Consider the following 26796-nt stretch of genomic DNA (forward strand, 5'->3'; position numbering starts at 1 on the left):
TAGTCTGGTGTCCATGCCGCAAGCCGCCCGTTCCCGAATGGGTCGCCGTCCTCATCCGCAGGACTTCGACGCACGCGAACATCTGCTCGATGTCGCGGTGGCGCTGTTCGCCGAGCGCGGTATCGCCAACACGACGGTTGCGCAGATCGCGGCGGCGAGCGGCGTGACATCCGCGATGGTGCACTACTGGTTCCAGACGCGCGAAAAGCTGCTCGACGCGTTGTTCGAGGAAAGGCTCGTCGCCGCGTTCGGCGCGATCTGGGACCCGGTCGATCCCGAACACGACGAACCGCTCGCACTGACGCAAGGCATCGTCAAGCGCATGTTCGATGTCACCGAAACCATGCCGTGGCTGCCTTCGCTCTGGCTGCGCGAGATCGTCAACGAAGGCGGTTTGCTGCGCGAGCGCGCGTTTGCGCGCATCCCCGTGCAAAAGCTCGCCGCGTTCGGTCAGAACATCGCGCGTGGCTGCGCGTCGGGTCAGTTGAACGCCCAGCTCGAACCGTTGCTGCTGTTCAACTCGGTGCTCGCTCTGGTGATGCTGCCGCAGGCAACCGCGAGGATCTGGCAGCGCCTGAATCCGCGCACCTCGTTCGATCGCGCGACGCTCGAACGCCATGTCGTCGCGCTGCTCGCGCAGGGCATGAGCGCAACCACGGCGGTCGAGACCAACGCCAAGGCCGCAACCGGGGCGACGTCCACCGCACGCCGCGCGAAGGGGAAGCCGTCATGATCGTGTTCGCCAGCTCATCCCGACGTGCCGCGTTGCTCGCGCTGTGCATCGCGTGCGCAAGCTGTTCGCGACCACCGGCGAACACGTGGCAAGGCTATGTGGAAGGCGAGTTCCTGTACCTCGCGTCTTCGCAGGCGGGACAGTTGACCGAGCTCGCGGTCTCGCGCGGGCAGACCGTCGCGCAGAACACGCCGCTCTTCGCGCTCGAAGCGCAGAACGAAACCGACGCCGTCGCGCAGGCGGCCGAGCAATTGCGCTCGGCCCGCGCCCAGCTTGCCGACCTTGGAACCGGCAAGCGTCCGCCGGAAGTCGCTGTGACGCGCGCGCAACTCGTGCAGGCCGAAGCCGATGCGGCGCGCGCCGCGACGCAGTTCCGCCGCGACCAACAGCAATTCGGCGCGGGCGGCATCGCGCAAAGCCAGCTCGACGACTCGCGCGCGACCGCGTTGTCGAGCGCCGCGCACGTGCGTGAGTTGCAAAGCCAGCTGGCCGTCGCGCGTCTGCCTGGGCGGATCGAACAGATCCGCGCGCAGCAGGCGCAGGTCGACGCGGCGCAGGCCCAGCTCGGCCAGGCCCAATGGAAGCTCGATCAGAAAAGCGTGCACGCGCCGCACGCCGGCCTCGTGTTCGACACGATGTATCGCAGCGGCGAATGGGTGCCGGCCGGCAGCCCCGTCGTGCGCATGCTGCCGCCGGAGAACGTCAAGGTGCGCTTTTTCGTGCCCCAGGGAGTGGTCGGTTCGCTCGCGCCGGGCCGTCGCGTATCGATTCATTGCGACGGTTGCGCGGCCGATGTGCCGGCCGTGCTCAGCTTCATTTCGGACCAGGCGGAGTACACGCCGCCGGTGATCTTCAGCAACGAAAGCCGCGCGAAACTCGTGTTCATGGTCGAAGCCCGACCACAGACCGCCGATGCGCCGAAGCTGCGGCCCGGCCAGCCCGTCACGGTCACGCTGCAATGAGTGCGCCCGCGCCCCCCGGCAATGCCAGCGACCCCGTGTACGCGATCGACGTGCAGGGGCTGAACAAGCATTTCGGCAGCAAGCACGTGGTCAACGATGTCACGATGCGCGTGCAGCGCGGCGAGATTTTCGGCTTTCTCGGCCCCAACGGCAGCGGCAAGACCACCTGCATCCGCATGATGTGCGGACTGCTGACGCCCGACTCCGGCAGCGGCACGTGTCTCGGCTACGACATCGTGCGGGACAGCGCGCAGATCAAGCGGCGCACCGGTTATATGACGCAGCGCTTCTCCTATTGGGAAGATCTGACGATCCGCGAAAACCTCGACTTCGTCGCGCGCATCTACGAGATGAAGAACCGCCGCGAGGCGGTCGATCGCGCGCTCGAACAGCTTGGCCTTCAAAGCCGTGCGAAGCAGTTGGCCGGCGCACTGTCGGGCGGATGGAAGCAGCGTCTCGCGCTGGCCGCGTGCATGCTCCATGAGCCGGAACTGCTGCTGCTCGACGAACCGACCGCAGGTGTCGACCCGAGCGCGCGCCGCGACTTCTGGGAAGAGTTGCATCGCCTCGCGGCGCGCGGCATCTCGGTGCTCGTCAGCACGCACTATATGGACGAAGCGGAACGCTGCCACAAGCTCGCTTATATCGCCTACGGCAAGCTGCTCGCGCAGGGCACGTCGAAACAGGTCATCGATTCGCAAGGGCTCGTGACGTGGGCCGTGTACGGCCAGAATCTCGTCGAGCTCGGCGACCGGCTGCGCCGCTCGCCCGGCGTCGAGCAGACGGTGGCGTTCGGTTCGTCGCTGCACGTAAGCGGTCCGGACACGCCCGAACTCCACGCCACGATCGACCAGCTGGCTCATTCGGACCCGGCGTTGCGGATCGAACCACAGGAAACCGGCCTCGAGGACGTGTTCATCTTCATGATGAACCGCTCGACCGACAATTACGCCACCCCTTCGGGCAAAGCATCGTGAATTCCGCGCGCCGACTTCCACGCTTTTCGCTGATGCGTTGGTGGAGCGTCGTGCGCAAGGAGTTTTTGCAACTGAAGCGCGACCGCATCACGTTTGCGATGATGATCGTGCTGCCGATCATGCAGATGGCGCTGTTCGGCTTCGCGATCAATACCGACCCCAAGCATCTGCCGACCGCCGTCATCGCCGCCGATCACAGCGAGTTCACGCGCAGTTTCCTGATGGCGATGCGCAACTCCGATTACTTCGACATCGTATCGACGCTGCCCGACGAAGAATCCGGTCGGCGCGCGCTCGCGCAGGGCAAGGTGCTGTTCGTGCTGAATATCCCCGTCGGTTTCACGCGCGATCTGGCCAAGGGCGCGCGGCCATCGCTGCTCGTCGAAGCCGACGCGACGGACCCCACCGCGGTGGGCACCGCGCTCGGCGCGCTGCCGTCGATCGCGCAGTCGGTGTTGCAGAAGGACCTCACGGGTCCGCTGTCGACGCTCGCGGTCGGCCCCGCCGCTTTCGACGTTCAATTGCACCGGCTCTACAACCCCGAAAGCCTGACCCAGTACAACGTGGTGCCCGGCCTGATGGGGGTGATTCTGACGATGACGATGGTGATGATGACGGGCCTCGCGATCACGCGTGAACGCGAGCGCGGCACGATGGAAAATCTGCTCGCCACACCGGTACTGCCGCTCGAAGTGATGACCGGCAAGATCGTGCCTTACGTGGCGATCGGCCTGGTGCAGGTCAGCATCATTCTCGCGGCGGCGCGCTTCGTGTTCAACGTGCCGTTCGAAGGCAGTCTGATCGCGCTGTATCTGTCCGCTTTATTGTTCGTTGCGGCCAATCTGACGATCGGCATTACGCTGTCGTCGCTCGCGCAGAACCAGTTGCAGGCCATGCAACTGACGATGTTCTATTTTCTGCCCAACATCCTGCTGTCGGGTTTCATGTTTCCGTTCGCGGGCATGCCGAAGTGGGCGCAGTACATCGGCAACCTGTTGCCGCTCACCTACTTCAACCGGCTGGTGCGCGGCATTCTGCTCAAGGGCGTCGGTTGGGCCGACATGTGGCCGCATGTATGGCCGCTGCTGATCTTTCTGTTCGTCGTAATGGGTATCGCCGTGAAGTTCTATCGGCGCACGCTCGATTGAGGAAGGCCTGCAATGTGTTCCGCTCCTGGCTTTCGTGACGCGGTTTTTCATCGCGCGGCTTGTTGGTCCCAGCGTTCCGCCCTGCGCCGGCTCGCCGGCTTCTGCGCAAGCGCGGCATTGTGCGCGTGCACCGTCGGCCCGGATTTCCATCGACCCGACGTGACCCGCGTGTCGAGCTATACCGCCGCGCCGCTTGCGGCGAGCACCGTCGCAGCCGATGGTCCCGGCGGCGCCGCGCAACACTTCGTGCCGACCGAGGTGCCCGGCGACGGCTGGTGGCGCGCTTTCGGCTCGCCGGCGCTGGACGCGCTCGTGCAACAGGCGCTCGACGATAGCCCGACTCTCGCGCAAGCCCGCGCGAAACTCGACGAAGCGCAGCAGGACTATCGCGCACAGGCGGGCGGCACGCTATGGCCGCAAGTCGATGCGAACCTGTCGACCACGCGCGAGAAGATCGATCCCGAGGCGCTCGGCTTCGGTCAGCTGACGCAGGGTCGCGCGTTTGCGCCGTTCACGCTGTACAGCGCACAGGTCACGGTGTCGTACACGCTCGATCTGTTCGGTGCGAATCGCCGCGCGCTCGAAGCGGTGGCCGCGCAGGTCGACTATCAGCAATACGAACTCGAAGCCGCGCGTTTGACGGTCGCGGGCAACGTCGTGACGGCGGCGATCCGGCGCGCGTCGCTCGCGCGGCAGATCGCCCTCACCGAAGCGCTGCTCGCCAACCAGATGCAGCAACTCGATATCGCCGAACGCCGCTATGGCGCGGGCGGCATCTCCGAGGTCGATCTGCTGAGCCAGCGCACGCTCGTGCAGCAAACCCGCGCGACGTTACCGCCATTGCGCACGCAGCTTGCGCAGACCGATCATCAACTCGCGATCTATCTGGGACGCGCGCCGGCGGAATTGGCCACCACCCACGACCTCGCCGCGCTCGACCTCGACACGCTAGTGCTGCCGGCCGATCTGCCACTGACCTTGCCGTCGACGCTCGCGCGGCAGCGGCCCGACATTCGCGCGTCCGAGGCGCTGTTGCATCAGGCGAGCGCGAACATCGGCGTCGCGACCGCGAACCTGTATCCGCGCATCACGCTGTCGGGCAGCGCGGCGACCGAACGCGTCAACGTGTCCGATCTGCTGACGGGCTTCAACGTGTGGAATTTCGGAGCGGGTCTCACGCAGCCGCTGTTCCACGGCGGTGAACTGCTGGCGCGCAAGCGCTCGTCGGAGGCGGCCTGGCAAGCGGCGCTCGCCGTCTACAAGCAAACCGTGCTGCAGGGACTGCAACAGGTCGCCGACGCGCTGCGCGCGCTCGATCAGGACGCGATTGCATTGCAGGCACTCGACGCCGCGCAGCGCAGCGCACAACACAGCGCAGGGATCGCCAGCCAGCGGTATGCGGCGGGCGGCATCAGTCAATTGACACTGCTCGATACGCAGCGTCAGGAATTGCAGACCGGACTCGATCGCACCAAAGCCGCCGCGCAGCGTTATGCCGATACCGCCGCGCTCTATCAGGCGCTCGGGGCGCGGCCTTGAGTCGATCGGTTGGTCATCGGTTTGCCGCCGTCTCGCGCCGCACCTTGTTCAGCACGAGGTACGCGAACGAGCCGATCACGATGCCCCAGAACGCGGAGCCGAGCCCGAGGAACGTCATACCGGATGCGGTCGCGAGAAACGTGATCACGGAGGCCTCGCGATGGTCTTCGTCCTGGATCGCGCCCATCACGTTCGACGTGATCGCACCGATCAACGCGAGGCCCGCCAGAATCGCGACGAACTCCTTCGGCAGCATCGTGAACAGCGCGACGATCGCACCGGCGAACGTGCCGCCGATCAGATAGAACACGCCGTTCGCCATGCCCGCGATATAGCGCTTGTCCGGGTCGTCGTGCGCATCCTTGCCCGTGCACAACGCCGCCGTGATCGCGGCGATCACGATCGTGATGCCACCGAAAAACGCCACCCCGATCGACGCGATGCTCGTCGCGGTGATGATCGGCCGGGCCGGCGTGTGATAGCCGGACACGCGCAGAATCGCCATCCCCGGCAGAAACTGCCCGGTCAGACTGACGACCACGAGCGGCAACGCAAGACTCAGCGTCGAACTCAGCGTCCATTCGGGTTTGATGAAGATCGGCCGCGTGACCTGCAGCGGCAGCGCGCCCAGGTGCGCGGCGCCGAGCGCGATGGCGAGCACCGTGCCCGTCAACAGCACCAGCACGATGCAATAGCGCGGCAGCAGGCGCCTGAACACGATGTACGCGCCGATCATGCCGAACGCCAATGCGGGCATCGACGCCGCCGCCTTGAACGCATGCGTGCCGAACTGCAGCAGAATGCCGGCCATCATCCCGCAGGCGATGCCCTTCGGAATGCTGCGCACCATGCGGTCGAAATAGCCCGAGATACCGATCAGCAGAATGATCACGGCGGCGCTCAGATACGCGCCCACCGCCTGATGCAGCGTCAACGCGGGAAACAGTCCGACCAGCAGCGCGGTGCCGGGCGCCGACCACGCGGTCACGACCGGCACTTTCAGCTTCCAGCTCGCGAAGATGCCGGAGACGGCCGCGCCGATCGAGATGCCCCATACCCACGACGCGACCATCTCGTTGGGCATGTGGGCCGCTTGCGCCGCCTGGAAGAAGATCACGAGCGGGCCCGCGTACGAAATCAGCACGGCCAGAAAGCCGGCCGCGACGGCGGACACGGACCAGTCGGCCGCAACGGCGCGCGTGGTCGGCGCCTGGCTAGGGGTGGGATTCATCGTCGATGTGGGTCAGGGCGGCCCGCTGTCGGTGACACGCGCCTCGCGGCGCAGGTTGCCGCTGGTCGTTGCAAGTCACCGTCAGAGCGCGGAGTCATTCCGGGCCGATAGTATGAAGGACGATCGCCGCGCGGCCTATCGGCATTGTTCAGCCGCAGCCGCTCGCTAGCCCTGATCGCCGCCGCCGACCGGCAGCACGGTGCCGGTGATATACGACGCGTCATCGGAAGCGAGGAACAGGATCGCGCCGACCTGTTCGTCGATCGTGCCGTAGCGATGCATCAGGCTCGACGCGATCGTCTGATCGACGATGCCCTGATACCACGTCGCTTCCTGCTCGCTTTGCGGTGCCGTATTGCGCGGCACGCGGCGCGGCGGCGCTTCGGTGCCGCCGGTCGCGACCGCGTTGATGCGGATGCCGTGTTCGGCATGCTCGAACGCGAGGCTCGCGGTCAGCGCGTTGACGCCGCCTTTCGACGCCGCATACGGCACGCGATAGATACTGCGCGTCGCAATCGACGATACGTTGACGATTGCCCCGCTCGCGCGCTTCAGCATCACGGGCAACACCGCGTGGCAGCACCATAGCGTCGGGAACAGCGAACGCCGCACCTCAGCCTCGATCTGCTCTGCTTCATATTCCTCGTACGGCTTCGCCCAGATCGTGCCGCCGACGTTGTTGACGAGCGCGTCGATGCGGCCGAACGCCTCGATCGCGAAGGCCGTCATCGCGGCCGCGCCCGCATAGGTTTCGAGGTCGGCGATGAACGCGCGCGCATCGCCGCCTGCGCACGTGATCTCTTCGGCCACCTCGTGCACGATCGGCGAACGGTCGACCAGCACCAAAGCCGCACCCTCGCGCGCCGCGCGCAACGCGACGCCACGGCCGATGCCCTGGCCCGCGCCGGTCACGACGAGCACCTTGCCCTTGAAGCGATCGGTAAAGGTCGAAGTCATGCTACGTTGCTCGCCGAGAATTTTTCGTAGTAGAAGTTCGCGGGCTCGACGCTGCTGTCGCGCAGCCAGCCCTGCACCGCTTCGACCATCGCGACCGGGCCGCACAGGTACACGTCGACGTCGCCGTCGTTCAGCCATTCGCTATCCACATGCGCGGTCACGTAGCCCTTGCGCTCGTGGCTGCTCGCGGAATCGACGACACAGGTGCGATAGCTGAAATTCGGCAGCGAGCGCTGCGCCTCCTCGATCTGTTCTAGCGCGACCAGATCGATGTCGTTGGTCACGCCGTATACGAGGCGCACCGGCTGCAGGTTGCCGCTCGCCTTCAGCACGTCGAGCATCGACAGAAACGGTGCGATGCCGGTGCCGCCCGCGAGGAACAGCACCGGACGCTGCGGATCGCGCAGATAGAAGCTGCCATACGGACCCGTGAAGCCGATCTGCTGACCAGGCTGCGCATCGTTGCTCAGAAAGCCGCTCATCTTGCCGTCCGGCACGTTGCGCACGACGAACGCCGCGCGCGTCGCGCCCGGCGCCGAGCTGAACGAGTACGACCGGCTCTCGCCGCTCGCGCCCGGAATCTCGACGTTCACGTATTGACCCGCGAGAAAGCTCGGCGCGCTCGCGCCGTCGATATCGATCGAGAAATGGATCGTCGAATCCGACAGCCGTTCGACCGCCGCGAGCGTGCCTTCGAAACGCGACACCCCGGTCTTGCACGCCGCCGACGACGCCTGCACGCGAATCACCAGATCCGAGCGCGGCCGTGTCTGGCACGCGAGGATATAGCCCTGACTCGCTTCCTCGGGGGTCAACGCATCTTCGACGTAGCTCGACTCGGGCATGTCGTACGCACCCGATTCGCACAGCCCCCGACAGGTGCCGCACGCGCCTTCAAGGCAATCGAGCGGAATGTTGATCTTCTGCCGGTAAGCGGCATCCGACAGCGTTTCGTTCTCACGGCAGCTGATGAAGCGCGTGACGCCGTCTTCGAACTGAAGTGCAATAGTGTGTTCCATGACCTGTCTCCTGCAACCGCACCGGCTAGATGTGGTAGATGTCGATGACCTGATTGATGTAGTCGTTCTTCAGCACGACGTACTTGCTCAGGATTTGCGGCTGCGCGCCGTTGAAGTCGATCACGTAGCGCGACATGCCGAAGTAGCTGTAGTTCGTCTTGTAGCGATGGCTCAGCGTGTGCCAGTTGAAGCGCACCGTGTACACGCCGTTGTCCGCGCTCTCCACTTCGACGTTGGCCAGGTTGTGGCTCGTGCGCGTGTCGGGCATCGTCGCGCTCGAACGCTCGGTCTTGATGCGGAACACGCGGTCTTCGAGGCCCTGGCGGTTCGGATAGTAGATCAGCGAAATCTCGCGCTGCGGATCGGTGACGAGCTTGTCCTCGTCGTCCCACGACGGCATCCAGAACGACGCGTCCGGGTGATAGCAGGCGAGCCACTCGTCCCATTGCTCGTCGTCGAGCAGGCGGCTTTCGCGGAACAGGAAAGCCTGAATATCGGTGATGGCGATGTTGCTCATGCGCGGCTCCCCGGCGCATTCAGCGCCTTTTTCATCGTGTCGATCCAGTAGCGGTGCTGCACCGTGTAGAGGCCCTCGTCCTCCGTCTTCACACCGCTCATTACCGGATTGAGGCCGATCTTTTGCGCGGCTTCGTCCGCGCCGTCGATCCAGTGCTTCGAACCGCGGCACATGTCGTTCCATTCGACCGCGCGGCCCGCGTAGCCCAACTGGCAGGCGCGGAATTCCTCGAGGTCGTCGGGGGTGGCCATGCCGCTCACGTTGAAAAAGTCCTCGTATTGACGGATGCGGCGCAAGCGCGCGTCGTCGGACTCGCCCTTCGGCGCGATGCAGTAGATCGTCACCTCGGTCTTGTTGACCGACAGCGGCCGCAGCACGCGAATCTGCGAGCCGAACTGGTCCATCAGATACACGTTCGGGTAGAGGCACAGGTTGCGCGAGTTCTGGATCATCCAGTCGGCGCGCTCGGCGCCGCAGCGCGCGGCGAATTCCTCGCGGCGGCTGAAATTCGGACGGTCTTCGGGATTCGCCCAGCGCGTCCACAGCAGCATGTGACCGTGCTCGAACGCGTAGAAGCCGCCGCCCTGACGGCCCCAGCTGCCGGCATCCATCGCGCGGATCTTGTCTTCGCGCGCGTTCTCTTCCTTGCGATGATTGGTCGTTGCCGCATAGTTCCAGTGCACGGCCGACACGTGATAACCGTCCGCGCCGTTTTCGGCGGTCAGCTTCCAGTTGCCTTCGTACGTATAGGTCGACGAGCCGCGCAGCACTTCGAGACCGTCTTCCGACTGGTCGACGATCATGTCGATGATGCGCGCGGCCTCGCCGAGGAACGTTTCGAGCGGCGGCACGTCATCGCTCAGGCTGCCGAACAGGAAGCCGCGATAGTTGCCGAAGCGCGCGAGCTTCTTCAGGTCGTGCGAGCCTTCCTTGTTGAAGCAGTCGGGATAGCCGGCGTCCGCGGGGTCCTTGACCTTCAGCAGCTTGCCGCTGTTGTTGAAGGTCCAGCCGTGGAACGGGCACGTATAGGTCGCCTTGTTGCCACGCTTGTGGCGGCACAGCATCGCGCCGCGATGCGTGCACGAGTTGATGAACGCGTTCAGCTCGCCCTGACGATTGCGTGCGATCACGACCGGCTGACGGCCCATGTAGGTCGTGAAGTAATCGTTGTTGTTCGGAATCTGGCTTTCGTGGGCCAGGTAAATCCAGTTGCCCTCGAAAATGTGCTGCATTTCGAGCTCGAACAGACGCTCGTCGGTAAACGCGCTGCGATGCAGGCGGTAATCGCCGCGCTCGCTGTCTTCGACGAGAAAGTCGTCGATGTTCTTCAGTTGCGGAGTGTGATCCGGGTAGATCGGAATCATGCGTGTCTCCTGATTCGGACTGTCGGTATGCGTGCGACGCACGCGTGTAGGGAGCGGCCTGCCTGCCGGGAGGCCGGTGGCCGGTTGGTCTTTCACGTCGGGGAGCGGAGGCGGTGCGCCTCCGTATGGCGTCAGGCCGTGGCGCGCAAGCGCTCGACCTTCGGCACGGGAGGCGGGACCTGGTGCCTGAGGGAATCGGTGGACAACCCTTGCATCGGGGTTGCGATATCAGCATGTCTCATTGCTGCTCCTGAACTCTTTCTAGGTCTTGGATCCCATGCGCGAGGATTTGCCTGCGCCGTCTCCATGGGCCGACCGACGCTTCAGACCGGGCCGAGTTATCGATGCTCGGGAGGTATAATTTTGTGGGGCGTCTACGGTAACTGAAGGATAGTTCTACGCCATTTGCATCGTCCAACACTGATTTGGTATCGCGACGATACTTAAAAGGTATTTCTATGGAACTGCGCCATCTGCGCTACTTCGTGGCCGTCGCCGAGGAATGCAATGTCACCAAGGCCGCCAAACGTCTGCATATTGCGCAGCCGCCGCTGAGCCGGCAGATCCAGCAGCTCGAAGACATTCTTGGCGTGCAGCTGTTCGAGCGCAACTCGCGGCCGCTGAAGCTGACCGAGGCTGGCCGCTTCTTCTATTCGCACGCCGTGCAACTGCTCGCGCAAACGACGGAAATCGAGGCGATGACGCGGCGCGTCGGCAAGATCGAGCGCAGTTTGTCGGTGGGCTTCGTCGGCTCGACGCTGTACGGCATGCTGCCGAAAATCATCCGGCGCTTTCGTACCGAGAACGGCACCGTCGAGCTGAGCCTGCACGAGATGTCGACGATGGATCAGATCAAGGCGCTCAAGGAAGGCCGCATCGACGTCGGCTTCGGCCGCATCCGTCACGAAGACCCGAGCATCCGGCGCGTCGTGCTGCGCGAAGAACGGATGATCGTCGCGCTGCCGCTCGGCCATCCGCTGATCGCAGCGAAGCCGGTGCTATCGCTGCACGACCTGACCGGCGAAACGCTGATCATTTTCCCGAAGGCGCCACGGCCCAGTTACGCGGACCAGGTGCTCGCCGCGTTTCACGATCGCGGTCTGAAGCCGCAGCGGCTCTACGAGACGCGCGAATTGCAGATCGCGCTCGGCCTCGTCGGCGCGGGCGAAGGCATCTCGATCGTGCCGGCGAGCGTGTACGGCTTGCAGCGCGGCGACGTCGCCTACAAGGACCTCGACGATCAGAACCTCGTGTCGCCGATCATCATGAGCATGCGCATGCTCGATGAATCGGCCGACATCCAGCGTATGCTCGAACTGATCTACGCGCTGTACGACGAAGAGCAGATGACGTATCTGCCGCCTGCGCATCAATAGCGCGGAGTACCCGGTTCGCGGCCGGACGTCCAGACAGCCATCTGACCAAGGTGGGCTTGCCGGCCGCAACGTGTCGAATCATGTCGTGTTCCTGCAGCAGGGCAAGATCGAGGAGCAAGGCAATCCGCATGAGGTGCTGACGAATCCGCATAGTGAGCGGTTGCATCAGTTTTTGGCGGGGGGGTTGAAGTAGTTGCGATGGGACACAGCGAGTCGTCCGTCGCCGGCGAGCGTCGACTAAGGGTTCAACACGACCCACGCGTTCCCGTCGACCGCGATCTTCACCGCATCGAGGTTCGCCCCCGCGCACGGTCCCTCGATACAGCGTCCATCTTCGAAGCGGAACAGCGCGCTGTGATGCGCGCACATCAACACCTGCGCGCGATAGCACAGCACATCGCCGGGCTCGAAATCGAGCGGCACCGAAAAATGCGGGCAACGGTTCGCGTAAGCCCACACCTGCTCGCCACGCCGCACGATCACGACGGGCACGTCGGCAAGCGGGCACAGCGGTGTTTCGTTCATCGCTCAGACTCTCCGTTCCGGATTGCCGAGGCTCCAGTCCCACGGACGGATCTCGACGCAATCGAACAGCCCCGCCTGCATATACGGATCGTTGTTGACGAACTCCATCACATCGTCGATACGCTCCGCTTCGACGACCAGCAACGCCCCATTCATCGCATCGCATTGCGGCGCGAGCGTCGGACCGCCGAGGCGCACGAACACGCCACGATGCGTATTGCCGCGCAACCACGTCCGATGCACCGGACGCACCCGTTCGCGCACTTCGCGCATGCCGGGCTTGTCGGTCGCGAATACCGCGAAAAAGCGTGCCATCGTCATCAACTCCGATCGAGGATGAAGTCGTAGCGCGCTTCGCGCAACGGTCCATCGAAACCGAAGCGGCGCGCGAGTTCGTGATCCGCGGAGCACTCGCGATAGTCGACCATCAGCGAAGGTTTCACGCCGAACACCGCGTCCGAACCCAGATACGGATCCTCGCGATCGAACACATGCGTGACCAGTGTCCGATGCCCAGGCGCATCTATCATGAAGTGCAGATGCGCGGGTCGCCACGGATGCCGTCCAGTCGCTTCGAGCATGCGGCCGACCGGGCCGTCGGTCGGAATCGGATAACTGACTGGCACGATCGTCGAAATCGCGTAGCGGCCTTCGGCGTCGGTGCGAAAACGTCCACGCAGATTGCCGTGCGGCTGCTCGGTGTCCTGCCCCGAGTACATGCCGTTATCGGCGGTCTGCCAGACGTCGAGCACCGCGTTGGCAAGCGGCTCACCGTCCGTCGACAGCACGCGCCCATGCACGAGTGCGGGCGTGCCCGGCGTGAACGCGATGTTCTCGCCGTACGCGCGCTCGGGCATGCCGCGAATATAGAACGGACCGAATACGGTGGTGTCGGTCGCGCCCGTCGCGAGACGGTGATTGATCGCGTCGACGAGCATCGATACGCCGAGCGTATCCGACAACAGGATGAATTCCTGACGCACAAGGTCATCGCACATCTTGCCGGTGTCGGTCAGAAAGCGAATGGCCGACATCCATTCGGCCTCGGTCGGCTCGACTTCACGCACGAACGCATGCATGTGCCGCACGAGGCTTTGCATCAGCGTGCGCAGCCGTTCGTCGGGCGTGCCCGCGAAGCTTGCTACCACCTGCTCGGTCAGGGCCTGCTCGGCCTCTTTGCTGTCTGTCGACATGTCTTCCTCCATCGATTGTTCTGGCGGCGCTGCGTTGGCCAATGCTCAGGCGGGTTGGGCGCCCTGCCACGCACGTTGCAGCAGCGCGCGGATCGCGTCGCGCTCCACGGGACGCGGGTTCGCATACGGATTCTTGCACGCGAGATCGGCCGTTTCGTCGAGTCCCTGCTCGGCCATGCCGATCTGCGCGAGCGCCATCGGAATGCCGAGCGCGCGGTTCAGTTCGAACAGCAGCGGACCCGCGTCGGCCGCGCGCTTGCCGCCGAGCGCGCGTGCGACGCGCGCAAGCGCATCGGGCGCGGCGCTGTGGTTGTAGTGTGCCGTATGCGGCAGGTTAAACGTACCGCCCAACGTATGACACAGCTTGTGATGGGGAAGTGAATGCTGTTTCGCTGCTGATCGCTGAATCTGTCAATCCGTCACGCTGGATCGTGCAGGTATGCTGATTGCTCATGTTATGACGAGGCGGTTTGCGATTGACCGGTTCACCGTCACTTTGCCGTCGTCTGATTGTGTCTCGAAAGGAGTTTCGATCGTGTCGCTCTCTCGCCGTCATTTCATGATACTTGCCGCATCCGTCGCCTCAACGACGGTTCTCTCGACAAAGTCAAACGCGGACGCGCCTGTGCTGTCCGAAAACGATCCGACCGCACTGGCCCTCGGATACAAGATGGACGCATCGAAGGTCGACAAGACGAAATTCCCTCGGTACCAGACAGGGCAGACCTGCGCCAATTGCCAACTGTATCAAGGCAAACCCGGTTCCACGAATGGGCCGTGTCCGACCTACGGGGGCAAGCTGGTCGACGCAAAAGGGTGGTGTAACGCCTACGTGAAAAAGGCGTAATTTACACGCCGTCGTTGTCATTGGGCATACCGCTGTGTGTACAGCGTCAACCTACGGGTGTGGAGCGCCGTCGGATGCACGTCGCGCCCCTTAACTGCTCTTCTAGCTGTCGTCACGTCACCGTTCGCTTCATCGTAGCTCGCGCCGATAGCCGCGATCCAGTGCGCCGTTATGACAAGGAATAACAAGCTAGCCTCCGTTCAGCACCATCTCGCCTGGTCATATCCAACAGGATCGACGGTCTAGTCCGGCCACTTGCGAGATTGAGCCGCGATACCAATGGGCGTTACACGCCTCGAAACACTTGGGCCCCAGGCAATCCGCCATAGTCGGGAATCACATCCGAAACGTTGTTTCGGCGCGCTCGCATTGACCTCGCCTCGCGGCTCGAGCAGCGGCTTGCCGGTCTCGCCGCTCATCAGGAAGGCATACGTTTCATTCCGGGCTCTCAGAAGATCCGCAGCACGGCGCAGCACCGCGGCCCGCTCCCACGCCGGCGTCTTCGACCACAGTGCGAAACCGCGCTCGGCCGCCGCAAGCGCAGCCGCTTCGTCCGCTTCGGTCGCGGCGGGCACGCTGCCAACCGGCTCGCCGGTCGCCGGACTTTTGACCACGATACATGCACCGTCGGACGCACCGCGCCACGCGCCATCAATCAGCAGGCCACAAGATTCGTACATGCTCGCCCCTTCAGATAAGCGTCTTCGTATAAGTTTCCTGAACACCGTCGGACCACGGGCCGACGTTCCACTGCCCATACGCACCCATCCCGCCTGCGGGATCCGCACCGTAATAGACCGGCACGTGAATCAGACTCAGGCCAGGGTGGGCGTGCGCCTTCGCCAGCGCCTCGCGCAGCCCCCGTTCCGTATCGCCCGCCGACAATGCCATGACGCCCTCCACCGATCCCGCCATCGCCACATAATCGACGGCGACCGAATCGTTGGTCCGGTAGTCGGTATCGAACTGCGCTTCCTGCAGACTGCTGATCGCCGCCATGCGGCGGTTGTCGAGCAGCAGGATGGTGCCGTGCACGCCATGCTCGATACCGTCGATCAGGATCTGCGGATTCATCATGAACGAGCCGTCACCGGTGAACGCGACGCCATAGCACCCCTTCCCCGCGATCGCCTGAGAGAGCAGCGCGGATACAGCGAAACCCATATACGACGCGCCGGACTCGGTATACGTTTCGCCGGGCGAATCGTCGCGGATCACCTGGAAGCCGTTAGCCTGCACGTCACCGGCATCGAAAAACTTCAGCGCGCCGACCTCGCGGCAAAAACGCTCGGCGATGGCGATGGCCTGGGGTTGCGTCAGCACCTGGCGACGCCAGACCGCATCGAAACACCGCGGGCCGCCGGCGCGAGCGTCGCGCAATGCCATCCACTCGGCTTTCTTGCGCGCGGCCTCCCCGAGCCAGGCCGACTTTGCCGGCGTCAACGGCCCAGCAAGCGCCACCGCCAGCCGTTCGCAGATCGCCGCTGCATCTCCGAGTAACGCGGTGCTTTCGTTGTAGTGCTGGACGTCGGTCGGATCGGCGTTGATATTGACCACATGACGAACCTCGGGCCAGCCGATGCCCGAACAGTCCGACTGACACACGGCGCGGCTGCCGATCACGATCAGCAGATCGGCCTCCTGCATGGCCCAGTTGCCGCTGATCGACCCTTTCGAGCCCGCCACGTGCAGGTTATGGGGATGCGCGTCGGGCAGAACACCCACCGTTCCGGGGCTCAGGACCGCGACCGCACCGCTGGCCTCGGCCAGCCGCCGCATGGCGACCGCCGCATGACGCGCGCCGGCGCCGACCTTGATGGCCACTCGGTCCGCGCCCGCGATCAACTTCGCAGCCGCGGCCAGCGCCGCCTCGTCCGGTATCGGCAAACGCGGCCACACTGGTCGGGCCGCAAGCGCATCGAGTCTCAGGGACACTCGCGCCAGTTGCGTGTTCAGCGGCAAATTCAGATAGAACGGCGCCGGCCGCCACGGATGGAACACGGCCGCACTGCCATTGCGCAACGCATCGCGCAATGCAGCGGGCGTATGCAACGTATAGGACGCCCCCATCCGTTCTGTCAGCGAGCCAAACAATCCCTGCCCCGGCCGAGGAATCTGCTGCATGTTGTAGCCTTCGCCGTGCGTCGTCTCGTCGCCATAGAGATGGTAGACGCCGACCCCGTTCGACGCCGCGGCCAGCGACCCGGCGAGCGCCTGCAACGCGCCAGGTCCGATCGACGTAAGTACCGCGGGAACTTCGCCGTAGACCCACGAAAGCGCGGTGGCCGCGTGCGCCATTTCCACTTCGTTGCGGAACTGCCAGCATTTCACGAGACCGTGTGCCTCGTAGGTACGCAGAATTTCGGCAATCGCGGTATTGCCGTGTGGTTTCGGCTGAAATCCTGCCGACGCGGTTGCGCGCGCCTCGGGTTTGGGCGTGTCCGTTGCTTTCGGTCGAGTACTGCTGGCGCTTGCGCTGCCCGGTCCGGTTGCCGCCGCGATCTGGTGGGTCAAGGGACGCGAAACCCGGAATATTTCGCTGGAGGAAGGTAGCGACGATGCGTTGACGGAAGCCACAGGTCAGCAAGAATTCCGAACGCGCGAAGCATAAACGCTTGGAGAGCTGAAGGGCTGCAGAGAGAAATCCCTGCAGCTTTTTCTTCAAATCGTCCGTCTTAAGACAACGGGCTTTCCACCCATCGTCTGTTTCGTCATCCATGCAGCAAGCGCCGAATCCAGGTAGTCGGCGTGTCCCGGAAACCAGTTGTACAGATGCATGCCGATGTCTTGCACCAGCGCGCAACCGGCCTGCCCTGCTTCGACCGCGACTTTAACGTCTCGGACTGAATTCAGCACGGCTTCGTGCTCTTCGATGTGGCAGTCGCGCGGGGGAAAGTTTGTCGTGCGCATCCATTCGTCTTCCTGCTCGAAATGGCTGACGGCGTGTTTTTCGAATTCGTCGATTGCGGCAAGGGCGCTCGCATCGGTGCAGGTCACGAGCCGTAGCGCAACTTCATAGAATTCCTTATGCACGTCATCCATCGGCGTGAAGCCGAGTAGCCGTGCGTCCGACCACACAAGGCTGTTGTCACTTTCCCGCACAGGGGCTTCGACATCTTTCAATACAGAGTCTGTCATGTTCGATCAATCCGGCTTTATCAAGATCTAAATCATAGCCGCGACATATAGAACGCCGCGAATTTCCCAGCATTCCACCGTCAGCGCAGCTTAAATCCTTAAGTCTTTCGAGGCTAGCCGGGTGGAACAATTCGGCCGGCATTCGGGCACGCCGATGCGCTTGCCCTTCAAATCTTCAGGCTCGTCGATACCGCGATCTGCAGCACCCGGTCGCCGCTTGCCGTTGCGCTCCCCTTTCGCGCCGGTGTAGTCACCGAAAAAATTGCCCTCCGTTTCCGGTTTCGACGAATTCACCCCAGCATGCTTCCCGGGATCGATGACGACAACGTAGCCATCCGACCGAAGCACAGCCAGCGCCTCACAAATTAGATCCATCGGCGATGAATCCCGTCCCATTATATTAGAGATCGAATATTCCTAGTCCTGCGGCACTTCCGACCATACGTACTTTCCCGGATGCCCCCAAAGGTTCTTGCCAATTTCACTAGATATCTAATATAGTTGAGTAACACCTGTTGATGAAGGCGACCTGTCGCCGGGAGACATTACATGCTGACCCACCAAGAAAATGAATTGCTGTGCCGCGTTGAAGGCGATGCCCCGATGGGCCAACTGATGCGACGGCACTGGACGCCGGTTTGCCTCATCGAAGAAGTCAGCGAGCCGGATGGTGCGCCGGTCAAAGCGCGCGTATTTGGCGAGGACCTCGTCGTATTCCGGGACTCGGAAGGCAGCGTTGGTGTGCTGGACGAGTACTGCCCGCACCGTCGCGCATCGCTCGTCTACGGCCGCAATGAAGACTCCGGCCTGCGCTGCCTGTATCACGGCTGGAAGTTCGACGTCTCGGGCAACGTGCTTGAAATGGTGTCCGAGCCGGCAGCGAGCTGCATGACCGACAAGGTCAAGCACAAGGCCTACCCGGTGCAGGAATGGGGCGGCATGGTGTGGGCGTATATGGGCCCGCAAGACGCCATCCCCGAATTCGTGCCGCCGGCCTGGGCGCCGACTGCCGACACCCGCGTGAGCATCGCCAAGGCGCTGCTGCCGTGCAATTGGGCGCAAATCCTCGAAGGCGCGATCGACTCCGCGCACAGCTCCAGCCTGCATTCGTCCGACTTCGTGCCGGCACGCGTCGGCGGCGCCGAAGCGACCGGGAAGAACTGGTTGCGCCCCTCCACCGACAAGGCCCCGCGCCTGCAGGTCGAGCGCACCGACTACGGCTTCCGTTACGCCGCGCTGCGCCGCCCGATCTTCAACGCCAACACGCACGACTACGTGCGCTCCACGGTGTTCGTGGCGCCGGGAACGGTGCTGATTCCGCCGAACAATCTTTACAACGTTGCGAACATCAATGTGCCGATGGACGACACGAACACGGCGTTCTACTTCATCGCCTGGGGCGATCCGGAGACGACGCCGGAAAACGAAACGTGGCGCAAGTTCCTGCGTCAGCAGGTCGGTGTTGATCTCGACCAGTACTATCGTCCGCTGCGCAATCACGACAACCGCTTCTGGCAGGACCGCCAGGCGATGAAGGCTGGCAATTTCACTGGCATTTCGGGCTTCCCGAACCAGGACATCGCCATGTGGGTCACGATGGGCCCGATTGCGAACCGCTCGGACGAGCGCCTCGGCGCGAGCGATCTCGCCATCGTCGAATTCCGTCGCCGCATGATCGATGCGATCGCCGAATTCGAGAAGGATGGCGAAGCAATTGGCACCGGTGCAAAGGCGATTTCCCGGGAAGTGTGTTCGTACCAGGCTGTCGTGCCGAAGGAAATCGACTGGCGCACGTATGCTGCGCGCTACGTCAGCAAAAAGAATCCGGAACCGGCCGACCAACCGTCCGCGCTTGCAACGGACTATCAGGTCAAGCAATAACGGGAGACACACGGCCATGGAGCAGCGCCGTTTGCGTATCGGGGTCGCAGGACTGGGACGGGCATTCTCGCTGATGTTGCCGACCTTCCTGCGCGACCCCAGAGTCCAGCTCGTCGCTGCGTGCGATCCGCGTGACGAAGCGCGGCGGCAGTTCGCCGCCGACTTCGCTGCGCCCACCTATGCGGACGTGGCGAAGTTGGCGGATGATCCCAACGTCGAGATCATCTACGTTGCGAGTCCGCACCAGTTCCACGCGCAGCACACTGAAATTGCCGCGGCAAAAGGCAAACACGTGCTGGTCGAAAAGCCGATGGCGCTCGCCGCTACGGACTGCGATCGCATGATCGCTGCATGCCGCGCAGCGAACGTGCATCTGATCGTCGGGCATTGCCACAGTTTCGACACGCCGTACCTGTGTACGCGCGAATTGATCAGTCGCGGCGATTTCGGCGCGGTGAAAATGATCCAGGCCATGAACTACACCGACTACCTGTACCGCCCGCGCCGGCCCGAGGAGCTGGCCACGGCTGAAGGTGGCGGCGCCGTCTTCAGCCAGGCGGCTCACCAGGTCGACATCGTGCGAATGCTCGCCGGCTCGCGCGCGACGCGGCTGCGCGCGAGTGTGGGACGGTGGGATTCGTCACGCCCAACCGAAGGTGCTTATTCGGCGCTGATCTGGTTCGAGAACGGTGCTTATGCCTCGCTCTCGTACAACGGCTATGGCCACTTCAATACCGAAGAGTGGAACGGCTGGATCGGCGAAATGGGCGATCGCACAAGCCCCGACATGTACGGGAGCGCCCGCCGCCGTCTGGAGACGCTCGCGTCCTCGGGCGACGAAGCCAGACTCAAGGCGGCCGGCACCTACGGCGGATCGGCATACAAGCCGCCGACGGCCGCCGCGGACGAGCCGCCGCGCTTTCATCAGCACTTCGGTCCGATCATCGTCTCGTGCGAACGCGCGGACCTGCGCCCGCTGCCCGATTCAATCGTCGTCTACGGCGACGAGCAGCGCCAAACGCTGCCACTGCCTACGCCCGTCGTGCCACGCGCCGAAGTCATCGACGAGTTGTATGGCGCGGTCGTCGACGGACACTCGCCCCTTCACGATGGCGAATGGGCAAAGGGCACGCTGGAAATCTGTATCGCGATTCTGAAGTCGAGCGAAACCGGCGCAGATGTAACGCTTTGATAGTTCGCGGTAAGCGCAAAAGCCCTCATTGCCCTCGTTTGAACTGAGCTATGTACAGTTAAAACGAGGGATTTTTTGTCAGCGCTTCCTTCTACGGGGCGCACACATACGCCCCGATCTCGTTGCCCGGCGAACGCCGCGAAGCGCCGCGAAAAATCAATCGCCCTGACGTTCTTCGTCAGCTTACCTAACGAAATACGGTCCACGCCGGTCTCGGCAATGGTTCGCAGCGTCTGCTCGGTCACACCGCCCGAGACTTCCAGCTCGGCGCGCCCTCCGATGACACGCACAGCCTCGCGCATCGTCTCGATCGAGAAATTGTCGAGCAGAATCGCCGCGGCGCCCCCAGCCAACGCTTCCTTTAACTCATCGAGCGTCTCCGCCTCGACCCGCACGGGCACACCCGCACCCAATGCTTGAGTGGCGCGAAGCGTCGACGCAATGCCGCCGCCCGCCACGATGTGGTTTTCCTTGATCAGAATGCCGTCGGTGGTCTGCCGTCGTGCCTGTCGTGGACTTGGCACGCCCGTCGATATTATTAGCTATATTGAATATGCTACTCGGGAAGGACCTGAAACGCTGAGCTGCGGCTCAATCCTGATCGATTTCTTCGCCGCGTGCCGCGATCAGATTGCCCACTTCCCGCGTCGACGGAATGCGCAGCGCCGGGTTGTCCGACTCGGATTCGTCGCGTGCCATGTTCTCGATGATCGTCAGCAGAACCTTCCGCGCGACGTTGATCTCGGTGGTTTTCAGGCCCCTGACGCTAATTTCGTTGACTTCTTCCGCGAGCGGGACGAGCTTGTTTTTCAGGCTCCGGCCGCGCGGCGTGAGGTAGACGTGCGTGTTCTTGCGATTGCCGGGTTCATAGCGGCGCTCGACATACCCGAGCTTTTCCATTGCCGACACCGCACTGAATGTGGTGGGCGTGGTGGTGCCGGTCTCGTCGCTGAGCTCCTTCTGCGTAAGCCCGTCGGTGACCCATAGCACACGCAGATAAGCCCAGTGCCCGAACGAAACTTCATGCTGCGCCAGGCGCATTTGCAGACCGCGAATCATCGCGCGGCCTGCATCCTTCACCAGGTGAGCAAGACGGTCATCCGGAACCGCCTCGCGCCAGTGCCGCAGGATGGGGTCCTCGCTCGCGCCCCCGCCCTTGCCCGAAGTACGTGCTGCTGCCATACCTTCCTCGCTGTTATTGTGACCAGACCGGTGACAATCATAGCGCTTTAGCCGGCACGAGAGGCGCTGGAGCGAATCGCCTGGGCCGCTCAGAAGGTGTGGCGAATGCCCACGGTCACGCCCGCCTGGTCCATGCCTGGCGCAATGTCCACGCCTGTGCCACGAATACCGACGTTGGAGAATGAACGATTGGAGACATACGCCCCTTCCGCATACACGTCGGTGCGCCTGGACAGCGAGTAGTCGACGAGCAATACCCCCATCGTCGGGCCGCCGTGCGGATTGCGAAACTGCGTGTGATAGACGCTGGCGGAAATGGAAAGCGGCGCATTCACCCTCCAGGTCACGCCGCCCCAATAGAGCAGCGAGCTCGGCGGCACATCCGTATTGCGCGTGTTCAGCCAGCGCAGGCCGGCCAGCGTCGTGACCGGCCCGAAGTCGTACGACACGCCGAGCAGCGCGCGCTGCTGCGCATTGCTCTGTGTCGCGATCGAGGTGCCCTGCAACTGGTCGTACGTCAAACCGATGCTGAACGGCCCCCGATCGTACAGGAGCGCCGCGCTCATTTCGCGGCCCACCTTCGTTGCGCCGGGCACGCTCCCACCGTTCGGAATCGTCGCGTCGAACCCGGTGCTGTACAGTGCCGCGAACGTGACGCCGCCGAGGTGCACGCCATAGCGCACCGAATTGTCCGCGCGGTTCACGAACTGGCTGTCCATGCTTTGCGCGGAATAGCTGGGGTTAAACGTCAGCGCGTCGTACTTGTACATCAGCTCGTAGAGCAGGTTCTGGTGACGTCCGAGCGTGAGCGTGCCGTACGGCGTTGAGACGCCAACGAATGCCTTGCGGCCGAACAGCCGTCCGTTCTGACCTAGCGCGCCGGTGTTCACGTTGAACCCGCCCTCCAGCGTAAACACGGCCTTGTAGCCGCCGCCAAGGTCTTCTGATCCCTTGAGCCCCCAGCGCGATCCGGCGAGATTGCCCGACTGTTCCCGGATGACCGAGCCCGTCTGACTGCCCTGGGGTACCCGATTGACGTATTCGACGCCCGCATCAACGATGCCGTAGAGCGTGACCGAACTCTGCGCATGGGCCGACGTGCAGGCGAGCGTCAGCAACCCGCCGCAGGCGAGCGGGAATGTGTGTCTCTTCATGTTCATCTGTCTTCTGGATTACTGAGTATATTGGATGTGTTGTCGCCGTCCGCGCATCCGTCGTGCACCCAGCGCCTGCCGGATGCGCGACGGCTCGAACAACCGCCGCGAGAGGTCAGATCTTGAATCGCTCCAGGCTGGCCGGGTGGAACAGTTCGGCAGGCTGCAGGCGACGGCTCGACAATCCCTCGGCGTGGTGCTGCGCGAGGAAGCGGTCTATCACATGCTCGTTGTTCGCGAATCCGTACGACCAGAAGTCGTGCCCCATCAGACGCCGTGCATTGCGCAACTGGTCCTCGACGAACGGCAGCGTCACCTTGGTCGCCGAGGTGTCGCTCAAACGGGCCAGCGCCACTTCCTTCGATTGCTCGAACGCCTTCGCGATCGCGCCGGGCAGCCACGGGTGCTGATCCGCGAGCGTCTTGCGAATGCCCAGCGTGTGCATGATCGGGAAGAGCTGCCTGTGCTCGTACCATTCGGCGGCGCTTTTCTGCGGATCATCGAAAAGGTACTTGACCTTCGGATGCCCACGGTCGAAGCACGACGGCGCGCGCGGTCCGATCACGCCGTCGATCTCGCCTTCGGCCAGCAGGTTCGAGATCGTCTGCCCTTCGGGTGCGCTTTCCAGCACGACACCTTCAGGCAGCTTGAGCGCAATCTTCTCCACGCGCGTCGGATCCTCGTAGCCGCCCCGCACCCAGCGGATATGCGACGCCTTCACGCCATATTCCTCTTCGAGAAAGAGCCGCACCCATACGTTGGCCGTGAGCTGGTATTCCGGCACGCCGATGCGTTTGCCTTTCAGGTCCTCGGGCCGGTCGATCCCACGGTCGGAACGCACGTAGATCGAGCTGTGTCGGAACGCGCGCGACGGAAAGACCGGCACCGCGATGTAGGGCGACGTGCCCGCGGCCGTCTTCACCGAATAGCTGCTGAGCGAAAGCTCGCAAATGTCGTAATCGGCGTGCCGGAACGCACGAAAGAAGATTTCCTCCGGGTCCTGCAGCATGAACACCGGATCGACACCGTCGATCTGGACGTCGCCGTCGATCAGCGGCCGCATCCGGTCGTAGTTGCCCACCGCGATGGAAAGTTGAAGCTTGCTCATTCCTGCTCCTGTCTGACTGTCAAAATGCTTGCCGTCGCGTGCATCGTCACGCGCCGGATTGCTGTGCCTGCCGCTCGCGCGGCACGCCGAAGAAGACGGCGATGCCGCCGATGAAAACGAGCGCCGCCACCAGCAGGATGCCGGCCGAAAAGCTGCCGGTCACGCTCTTCACCCAGCCGAGGACGATTGGTGCGAAGAAAGCGCCCACCTGACCGAGACTGCTGATCACGCCAATGCCGCCGGCGGCCGCCGCGCCCTTCAGGTAGTTCGGCGGAATGGTCCAGATAATGGCTGCGGCCGCGAAATAGCTCACCGAAACGAGACTCAGGCACGCGATGGCGGCAACCGAGTTGTGCGTCAGCACCGTCAGGAGCACCGCGCCCGTGGCGCCCGCTGTCGTCGACAGCACGAAGTGCCAGCGGCGCTCGAGCCGCAGGTCGGAGCTGCGTGCGATCAGCAGCATGGCAACCGCGCCGACGATATAAGGCAGCGCCGACAGGAAGCCGATCTGCAACAGGTCGGAAACGCCCGCCTGTTTGATGATCGTGGGCGTCCAGTAGTTGAGGATGGTTCCGCAAATGGGCACCGTGGCCCAGCCCGCGGCAACCACGTACACGCGCGGGTCGCGCAGCGCCGCGAGGAGCGTGCTCGGCGAGTTATGCGGCTTGCTGCGACCTTCCTCGTCGAGTGCGCCGATGACAATTCGTTTTTGATCCTCGGTCAGCCACCTCGCATCTTGCGGCCGGTCGATCAGGTAGAAGTAGGCAACGACACCGGCAATCACGGCGGGCACGCCTTCAAGGAAGAACAGCCACTGCCAGTTGCGAAAGCCCCAGACGTCCATGAAGTTTTGCAGGATGAACCCGGAAAGCGGGCCGCCGACAATCCCCGCAACCGCGATCGCCAGCAGGAACCGCGACGTGATACGAGCGCGGCGCTTCGACGGGTACCAGTACGAAAGATAGAGGATGATGCCGGGCCAAAAGCCCGCTTCGGCCGCGCCGAGGAGCGTCCGGGCGAGATAGAACTGCCATGGAGCGGTCATGAACGCCATGGCAGTCGAGATGGCACCCCACAGCAGCATGATCCGCGTGACGGTCTTGCGGGCGCCAATGCGCCGCAGCAACAGCGTGCTCGGCACTTCGAGCAGGATGTAGCCGATAAAGAACAGACTCACGCCGAGCCCGTACGCCGCGTCGCTCAGCCCGAGATCGTGCTTCAGCTGCAGCTGCGCGAAGCTGACGTTGACGCGATCGAGATAGTTGAGGACCCAGCACAGGAAAAGAAAGCTCATTAGCCTTAACGTGATCTTGCGGTATGTCGCCTCCTCCGCCGCCGAGTCGGCTATGGCAGACAGGGATAGGTCCCCTGAGTGCAACGTTGAATGTGCCATGACTGAATCTCTCCGAATTTCACTCTGGATACCGGCCGGAACAGCGTCCCTCTCACCGTTTAATTAGAGCTCTAATATTCAGCTTACGGCGGCTTTATGTCGCTGGCAAGAACGGGTTTATACCGAGAGCAAGATCGCGAAAAATCGTGCGCCTTGACTTGCATAATTAGAGATCTAGTCATAATATGCAATCCATGTTGATGCAACGCAAGACTGGACTGGTCAGAAGGAGACAGACATGACGCCCCCATTGGAAGACGGTTTTCGTCGTCTGAAGATTGCTGGCAAGGAGAAGATCGCCCGTGATATCTGGCGCTTTGAACTGACCGACCCGGGAGGCGCGCCGTTGCCGCCGTTCGAGGCGGGCGCGAACTTGACCGTCGTGGTGCCCAACGGTTCGCGACGCAGTTATTCGCTGTGCAATGACTCGCAGGAGCGCAATCGCTACGTCATCGCGGTCAAGCGTGACGGCAACGGACGCGGCGGTTCGATGAGCTTCATCGACGATACGGCCGAGGGCGACACCGTGGACGTCTCTTTGCCCCGCAACGAGTTTCCCCTTGATGAGCGCGCAAAGTCATTCGTTCTCGTCGCGGGCGGCATCGGTATCACGCCGATGTTGTCGATGGCACGGCAGTTGCGGGCAGAAGGCCTGCGCTCGTTCAAGCTGTATTACCTCGCCCGCGATCAGGCAGGCACGGCGTTCTTCGATGAACTGACCAGCGACGAATGGCGTTCGGACGTGAAGATTCATCACGATCACGGCGACGCGTCGAAAGCATTCGACTTCTGGCCTGTGCTCGAGAGGTCGAAGTCGGCGCAACACGTGTACTGCTGCGGCCCGCAAGCGCTGATGGACACGGTGCGGGACATGACCGGCCACTGGCCGTCGGGCACGGTGCACTTCGAGAGCTTCGGTGCAAGCAATGCGGATGCGCGCGAAAGCACGCCGTTCACCGTGCGGCTTTCGCGCAGCGGCACCTCGTTCGACATTCCCGCCAATCGCTCGATCCTCGAGGTGCTGCGCGACGCCAACGTGCGCGTGCCGAGTTCGTGCGAAAGCGGCACCTGCGGCTCGTGCAAGACAGCGTTGTGCTCAGGGGAGGCGGATCACCGGGACCTCGTGCTGCGCGACGACGAGAAAGAAACGCAGATCATGGTTTGCGTGTCGCGTGCGAAATCCGCGGAGCTGGTTCTCGATCTTTGAGCATCGCGGGCTGGGTACGAACGCGTCGCATGAAGGCCTCCAGCGCACCCAATTAGAAAAGCCCCCGCCGAGGGGCAAAAATCCTTAAATGCCGTTCTGCATGCTGGTTCCGATTCCGGAAGTCCTGACGGCTGAAACCAGCATTTCCTGAGA

The 26796-nt window shown here is 63.2% G+C and carries 26 protein-coding genes and 3 pseudogenes; 11 read left to right on the top strand and 18 right to left on the bottom strand.

The window, feature by feature from the left end:
• Nucleotides 1-37: 37 nt before the first annotated feature.
• From F6X39_RS04210 to F6X39_RS04230, 5 genes are read left to right on the top strand one after another with little or no spacing between them, the layout of a single operon-like run.
• Nucleotides 38-733 carry a TetR/AcrR family transcriptional regulator gene (locus F6X39_RS04210; protein WP_090810826.1) on the top strand — a complete coding sequence of 232 codons (696 nt, stop codon included), beginning with the start codon at nucleotides 38-40 and terminating at the stop codon, nucleotides 731-733.
• Nucleotides 730-1695, top strand: a complete 966-nt coding sequence (locus tag F6X39_RS04215) for an HlyD family secretion protein (RefSeq protein ID WP_187615680.1) — start codon at nucleotides 730-732, stop codon at nucleotides 1693-1695. Before F6X39_RS04210 ends, F6X39_RS04215 begins: the two co-directional genes overlap by 4 nt.
• Entirely contained in the window at nucleotides 1692-2672 is a 981-nt protein-coding gene (locus F6X39_RS04220; protein ID WP_187615681.1) for an ABC transporter ATP-binding protein, read from the top strand. Before F6X39_RS04215 ends, F6X39_RS04220 begins: the two co-directional genes overlap by 4 nt.
• Nucleotides 2673-2704: 32 nt before the next feature.
• Nucleotides 2705-3820 carry an ABC transporter permease gene (locus F6X39_RS04225; protein ID WP_184069711.1) on the top strand — a complete coding sequence of 372 codons (1116 nt, stop codon included), beginning with the start codon at nucleotides 2705-2707 and terminating at the stop codon, nucleotides 3818-3820.
• A gap of 12 nt (nucleotides 3821-3832) precedes the next feature.
• On the top strand, nucleotides 3833-5359 hold the full coding sequence (locus F6X39_RS04230; protein ID WP_187615682.1) for an efflux transporter outer membrane subunit: 1527 nt from the start codon (nucleotides 3833-3835) through the stop codon (nucleotides 5357-5359).
• Nucleotides 5360-5372: 13 nt separating this feature from the next.
• On the opposite strand, the gene F6X39_RS04235 is transcribed toward F6X39_RS04230, so the two are convergent.
• From F6X39_RS04235 to benA, 5 genes are all read right to left on the bottom strand, one after another.
• Complete coding sequence (locus tag F6X39_RS04235; protein ID WP_187615683.1) at nucleotides 5373-6590, bottom strand: benzoate/H(+) symporter BenE family transporter; 1218 nt, start codon at nucleotides 6588-6590, stop codon at nucleotides 5373-5375.
• A 165-nt stretch (nucleotides 6591-6755) separates the two neighbouring features.
• Nucleotides 6756-7547 carry a 1,6-dihydroxycyclohexa-2,4-diene-1-carboxylate dehydrogenase gene (locus F6X39_RS04240; protein ID WP_187615684.1) on the bottom strand — a complete coding sequence of 264 codons (792 nt, stop codon included), beginning with the start codon at nucleotides 7545-7547 and terminating at the stop codon, nucleotides 6756-6758.
• Entirely contained in the window at nucleotides 7544-8566 is a 1023-nt protein-coding gene (benC, locus tag F6X39_RS04245) for a benzoate 1,2-dioxygenase electron transfer component BenC (RefSeq protein ID WP_187615685.1), read from the bottom strand. Before benC ends, F6X39_RS04240 begins: the two co-directional genes overlap by 4 nt.
• Nucleotides 8567-8591: 25 nt before the next feature.
• Nucleotides 8592-9083: a benzoate 1,2-dioxygenase small subunit gene (gene benB / locus F6X39_RS04250; RefSeq protein ID WP_018422598.1), complete on the bottom strand. Its 492-nt coding sequence runs from the start codon at nucleotides 9081-9083 to the stop codon at nucleotides 8592-8594.
• The gene (benA, locus tag F6X39_RS04255) at nucleotides 9080-10447 is read right to left on the bottom strand and encodes a benzoate 1,2-dioxygenase large subunit (protein WP_187615686.1); all 1368 of its coding nucleotides are present in this window, start codon (nucleotides 10445-10447) and stop codon (nucleotides 9080-9082) included. The genes benB and benA overlap by 4 nt, the downstream gene beginning before the upstream one ends.
• 458 nt (nucleotides 10448-10905) lie before the next feature.
• On the opposite strand from benA, the gene F6X39_RS04260 reads away from it, so the two are divergent.
• The gene (locus F6X39_RS04260) at nucleotides 10906-11823 is read left to right on the top strand and encodes a LysR family transcriptional regulator (protein WP_187615687.1); all 918 of its coding nucleotides are present in this window, start codon (nucleotides 10906-10908) and stop codon (nucleotides 11821-11823) included.
• Nucleotides 11824-11875: 52 nt separating this feature from the next.
• A pseudogene (locus tag F6X39_RS36525) lies at nucleotides 11876-12016 on the top strand (histidine/lysine/arginine/ornithine ABC transporter ATP-binding protein); the annotation flags it as partial.
• A gap of 44 nt (nucleotides 12017-12060) precedes the next feature.
• Here F6X39_RS36525 and F6X39_RS04265 read toward each other — a convergent pair.
• The 4 genes and pseudogenes from F6X39_RS04265 to F6X39_RS04280 form a co-directional block, all read right to left on the bottom strand.
• Complete coding sequence (locus F6X39_RS04265) at nucleotides 12061-12348, bottom strand: Rieske (2Fe-2S) protein (RefSeq protein ID WP_187615688.1); 288 nt, start codon at nucleotides 12346-12348, stop codon at nucleotides 12061-12063.
• A gap of 3 nt (nucleotides 12349-12351) precedes the next feature.
• Nucleotides 12352-12663 (bottom strand): YciI family protein, encoded by a 312-nt coding sequence (locus tag F6X39_RS04270; protein ID WP_187615689.1) that lies wholly within the window; start codon nucleotides 12661-12663, stop codon nucleotides 12352-12354.
• Nucleotides 12664-12668: 5 nt separating this feature from the next.
• Nucleotides 12669-13541, bottom strand: coding sequence for an intradiol ring-cleavage dioxygenase (locus F6X39_RS04275; protein WP_187615690.1), 873 nt, complete (start codon nucleotides 13539-13541; stop codon nucleotides 12669-12671).
• Between the two features lie 45 nt (nucleotides 13542-13586).
• Nucleotides 13587-13913, bottom strand: a pseudogene (locus F6X39_RS04280) (iron-containing alcohol dehydrogenase); the annotation flags it as partial.
• Nucleotides 13914-14100: 187 nt separating this feature from the next.
• Between F6X39_RS04280 and F6X39_RS04285 the strand changes: the two are divergent.
• Nucleotides 14101-14388 (top strand): high-potential iron-sulfur protein, encoded by a 288-nt coding sequence (locus F6X39_RS04285; protein WP_221311345.1) that lies wholly within the window; start codon nucleotides 14101-14103, stop codon nucleotides 14386-14388.
• A gap of 242 nt (nucleotides 14389-14630) precedes the next feature.
• Here F6X39_RS04285 and F6X39_RS04290 read toward each other — a convergent pair whose 3' ends face one another.
• The 4 genes from F6X39_RS04290 to F6X39_RS04305 all read right to left on the bottom strand — a co-directional run bounded on the left by F6X39_RS04290 (nucleotide 14631) and on the right by F6X39_RS04305 (nucleotide 17901).
• A complete protein-coding gene (locus tag F6X39_RS04290) occupies nucleotides 14631-15068 on the bottom strand; it encodes an aldehyde dehydrogenase family protein (protein WP_262413296.1) in 438 nt (145 codons plus the stop codon).
• A 10-nt stretch (nucleotides 15069-15078) separates the two neighbouring features.
• Nucleotides 15079-16902: a thiamine pyrophosphate-dependent enzyme gene (locus tag F6X39_RS04295; RefSeq protein ID WP_262413298.1), complete on the bottom strand. Its 1824-nt coding sequence runs from the start codon at nucleotides 16900-16902 to the stop codon at nucleotides 15079-15081.
• A 147-nt stretch (nucleotides 16903-17049) separates the two neighbouring features.
• Entirely contained in the window at nucleotides 17050-17526 is a 477-nt protein-coding gene (locus F6X39_RS04300) for a bacteriohemerythrin (protein ID WP_187615691.1), read from the bottom strand.
• Nucleotides 17527-17616: 90 nt separating this feature from the next.
• Entirely contained in the window at nucleotides 17617-17901 is a 285-nt protein-coding gene (locus tag F6X39_RS04305) for a hypothetical protein (protein ID WP_187615721.1), read from the bottom strand.
• A gap of 174 nt (nucleotides 17902-18075) precedes the next feature.
• On the opposite strand from F6X39_RS04305, the gene F6X39_RS04310 reads away from it, so the two are divergent.
• Nucleotides 18076-19407, top strand: a complete 1332-nt coding sequence (locus tag F6X39_RS04310; protein ID WP_187615692.1) for a Rieske 2Fe-2S domain-containing protein — start codon at nucleotides 18076-18078, stop codon at nucleotides 19405-19407.
• A 16-nt stretch (nucleotides 19408-19423) separates the two neighbouring features.
• Complete coding sequence (locus tag F6X39_RS04315) at nucleotides 19424-20599, top strand: Gfo/Idh/MocA family protein (protein ID WP_187615693.1); 1176 nt, start codon at nucleotides 19424-19426, stop codon at nucleotides 20597-20599.
• A 134-nt stretch (nucleotides 20600-20733) separates the two neighbouring features.
• Here the strand turns inward: F6X39_RS04315 and F6X39_RS04320 are convergent.
• The 5 genes and pseudogenes from F6X39_RS04320 to F6X39_RS04340 form a co-directional block, all read right to left on the bottom strand.
• Nucleotides 20734-21102 (bottom strand): annotated as a pseudogene (locus tag F6X39_RS04320) (nicotinate-nucleotide diphosphorylase); the annotation flags it as partial.
• Nucleotides 21103-21190: 88 nt separating this feature from the next.
• Nucleotides 21191-21781, bottom strand: a complete 591-nt coding sequence (locus F6X39_RS04325; RefSeq protein ID WP_187612328.1) for a MarR family winged helix-turn-helix transcriptional regulator — start codon at nucleotides 21779-21781, stop codon at nucleotides 21191-21193.
• Nucleotides 21782-21870: 89 nt separating this feature from the next.
• Nucleotides 21871-22941 (bottom strand): porin, encoded by a 1071-nt coding sequence (locus F6X39_RS04330; RefSeq protein WP_187615694.1) that lies wholly within the window; start codon nucleotides 22939-22941, stop codon nucleotides 21871-21873.
• Nucleotides 22942-23050: 109 nt separating this feature from the next.
• The gene (locus F6X39_RS04335; protein WP_187615695.1) at nucleotides 23051-24043 is read right to left on the bottom strand and encodes an ABC transporter substrate-binding protein; all 993 of its coding nucleotides are present in this window, start codon (nucleotides 24041-24043) and stop codon (nucleotides 23051-23053) included.
• 46 nt (nucleotides 24044-24089) lie between these two features.
• On the bottom strand, nucleotides 24090-25436 hold the full coding sequence (locus tag F6X39_RS04340) for an MFS transporter (RefSeq protein WP_187615696.1): 1347 nt from the start codon (nucleotides 25434-25436) through the stop codon (nucleotides 24090-24092).
• A gap of 238 nt (nucleotides 25437-25674) precedes the next feature.
• Between F6X39_RS04340 and F6X39_RS04345 the strand changes: the two genes are divergently transcribed.
• Nucleotides 25675-26643, top strand: coding sequence for a PDR/VanB family oxidoreductase (locus F6X39_RS04345; protein ID WP_187615697.1), 969 nt, complete (start codon nucleotides 25675-25677; stop codon nucleotides 26641-26643).
• Nucleotides 26644-26796: the final 153 nt, after the last annotated feature.

It is taken from the genome of Paraburkholderia sp. UCT2 (genome assembly GCF_014397665.1).
Classification (GTDB): Bacteria; Pseudomonadota; Gammaproteobacteria; order Burkholderiales; family Burkholderiaceae; genus Paraburkholderia; species Paraburkholderia tuberum.